Below are 2,643 nucleotides of genomic sequence, written 5' to 3'. Positions count from 1 at the left end.
CAACGCTACCTCCAGTATGAGCGGCTCCAGGAATTGAACATGACCCATTTCGACTGCTGGGCCAGCCGCTTTGGGGAAACGGTGACAGCCCTGGAACTGGCCCCGGAGGGATATACTTTTTCCAGACGGTAAAACTAACTTCTCTAAACTGAAAATCTACATACAGAAACGGAGGTGTAAAAAATGTCAAAAAAGGCAGGAAAAGCGAGGATTACAGCCCTTTACGAGCGCCTTTCAAGAGATGATGACCTGGTTGGGGAGTCAAATTCAATCACCAATCAAAAGAAATATCTGGAGGATTACGCCCGTAAAAATGGCTTCACCGCCATTCGCCATTTTACGGATGACGGTTATTCTGGAGTTAATTTCAACCGTCCTGGCTTCATGGAAATGATAGCCGAAGCGGAGGCCGGGAACATCGGCACGATTATCGTAAAAGACATGAGCAGGTTTGGAAGAAATTACCTGCAAGTAGGATTTTATACGGAAATCCTGCTCCCTCAGAAAGATGTGCGCTTTATTGCCATAAACAACGGCATTGACAGTAATAGCACCTCTGAGAACGATTTTGCCCCGTTTTTGAATATAATGAACGAATATTATGCCAAAGACACGAGTAATAAGATTCGGGCGGTATTCGATTCACGCATGAAAGACGGGAAGCGTTGTTCGGGCAGTATTCCCTATGGCTATAACCGGGTGGAGGGCGATAAGCAGACGCTTGTCGTTGACCCGGTCGCCGCCGAGGTGGTGCGGCATATCTTCCAGCTTGCCAACGAGGGCAAAAGCTCACGGACAATCGCCGCCATACTGACCGAGGAAAAGGTCTTAATCCCTGCCGCCCACGCAAAGGAAAACCATCCAGAACAGTACCATGGGCAGAAATACACGGACAAATATCTCTGGTCGCTGTCAGCGGTTCAGAAGATTTTGAAGCGGCAGGAATACCTTGGACACACCGTCCTGCACAGGTCTGTTGTCACGAACTTCAAGCTGCACAAGCGCAGGGAAACCGATGAAGCGGAACAGTATGTGTTTCCCAATACGCATGAGGCCATCATTTCGCAAGAGCTGTGGGACAGCGTTCACCGCAGAATAAAGCGGGTAGAGCGGGCCTCCCCCTGGGGCAGTCAATATAACCGTCTGAGCGGCTACCTTTATTGCGCCGATTGCGGCAGACGTATGACCTTGCAGACCCATCACAGTAAGAAAGACGGCTCCATTCAGCACTCTTTCCGCTGCGGCGGGTACGCCAGCCAGATCAACACCTGTACGGCCCACTCCATCAGCGCCAACAATGTGGAAGCCCTGCTCCTGTCTGCGGTCAAACGGCTTTCACGGTTTGTCCTGCAAGACGAGGAAGCGTTTGCGGCGGAACTTCAATCCCTGTGGGCCGACAAGCAGGAAGCGAAGCCCCAGCAAAGCAAGCAGGAATTGAAGCGATTGCAGACCCGATATGACGAGCTTTCCAGACTTGTGCGGGGGTTGTATGAAAATCTCATGTCCGGCCTGCTCCCCGAAAGGCAGTACAAGCAGCTTTCGGCGCAGTATGACAGCGAACAGGCAGACCTTGAAGCCAGGATGGACAAGCTGAAAGCCGCCGTTGCGGAAGAAAAGACAAAGCCCCTTGATATTGAGCATTTCATTTCCCTGATACGGAAATATAAAGACCCCGCCGAAGTGACCGATATGATGTTCTCCGAACTCGTTGACAAGATCGTTGTCTATGAAACGGCGGGGACGGGAAAGGCCCGGACGCAAAAGGTCGATATTTACTTCAACTATGTCGGGAAAGTCGATATTGCCTACACCGAACAGGAGTTAGAGGAAATCAGGGCGCAGGAGGAACAGGCTGAAAAGGAACGGTTAGCCCGCCAGCGGGCCAGGGAAAAGGCATATCGGGAGAAGCGCAAGGCGGCGAAGATTGCGGCGAACGGCGGCGTGTCTGTCCCCCCGAAGGTCTGCCCCCATTGCGGCAGGGAGTTTACCCCGGCAAGCAACCGGCAGATATTCTGCTCTGACGAGTGCTGTTATCAGGCAAGGCAGGATAAGAAAAAGGCAGAACGGGAAGCGGAGCGTGGAGAGCATTATTACCGCCAGCGCAAATGTGCTGTGTGCGGCAAGCTGTTCTGGCCTACGCACAGCCAGCAGACACTTTGCTCCGATAAGTGCCGCAAAGAGAAGCACAATCAAGTTACCTTGAAAGCCTATCACGACAAAAAAGCAAAGGAGAACGCACAATGGAACACTTCATCAAAGACGAAAGAACAGGTATCAGCTACGAGCTTATCGGAGACTATTATTTCCCCTGCCTTGCTCCCCCAGCCAGCCCGAACATCGGCAAGTACGGCAGAATGAGGTGGAGGTATCTGAAAGAGCACAGACGGGCAATTTATTCTCAGCTTGTATTGTCCGATAAGCTGGCAGGGCACCTTGAAGAAATCGACCAGTCCGCAAACGAGATGATGGAACGGCTCATAAAGGACATGGCAGAGCGTCAGGGCGTGACGGAGCGGCTGAAAGCCGAAAATCAACTGCGCTGGGTAGGCCAAATCCAAAAGTTTTGATTTGCCCCACCCACTGCATCATGTCGCGGGCTTTCAGTTCCTCGGTCACGCCCGCCGCCTGCGCCAGTTTTGGCAT

At 52.1% G+C, this 2,643-nt stretch carries 2 protein-coding genes; both read left to right on the top strand.

The genetic code is table 11. The features are described 5' to 3' along the window. The first annotated feature begins 183 nt into the window (after window positions 1–183). Window positions 184–2,358, top strand: coding sequence for a recombinase family protein (locus D5269_RS17300; RefSeq protein ID WP_120487309.1), 2,175 nt, complete (start codon window positions 184–186; stop codon window positions 2,356–2,358). Further along, window positions 2,241–2,567, top strand: a complete 327-nt coding sequence (locus D5269_RS17295; RefSeq protein WP_120487307.1) for a TnpV protein — start codon at window positions 2,241–2,243, stop codon at window positions 2,565–2,567. Before D5269_RS17300 ends, D5269_RS17295 begins: the two co-directional genes overlap by 118 nt. The last annotated feature ends 76 nt before the right edge of the window (window positions 2,568–2,643 follow it).

The organism is Anaerotruncus sp. 1XD42-93, from assembly GCF_009917605.1.
GTDB lineage: Bacteria > Bacillota > Clostridia > Oscillospirales > Ruminococcaceae > Anaerotruncus.
The sequence above is the reverse complement of the archived record's forward strand: the minus strand, read 5'-3'. Positions and strand labels throughout refer to the sequence as shown.

Coding starts and splice junctions, on each gene's coding strand:
- D5269_RS17295 (WP_120487307.1), top strand. CDS start 2,241: ATGGAACACTTCATCAAAGACGAAAGAACAGGTATCAGCTACGAGCTT.
- D5269_RS17300 (WP_120487309.1), top strand. CDS start 184: ATGTCAAAAAAGGCAGGAAAAGCGAGGATTACAGCCCTTTACGAGCGC.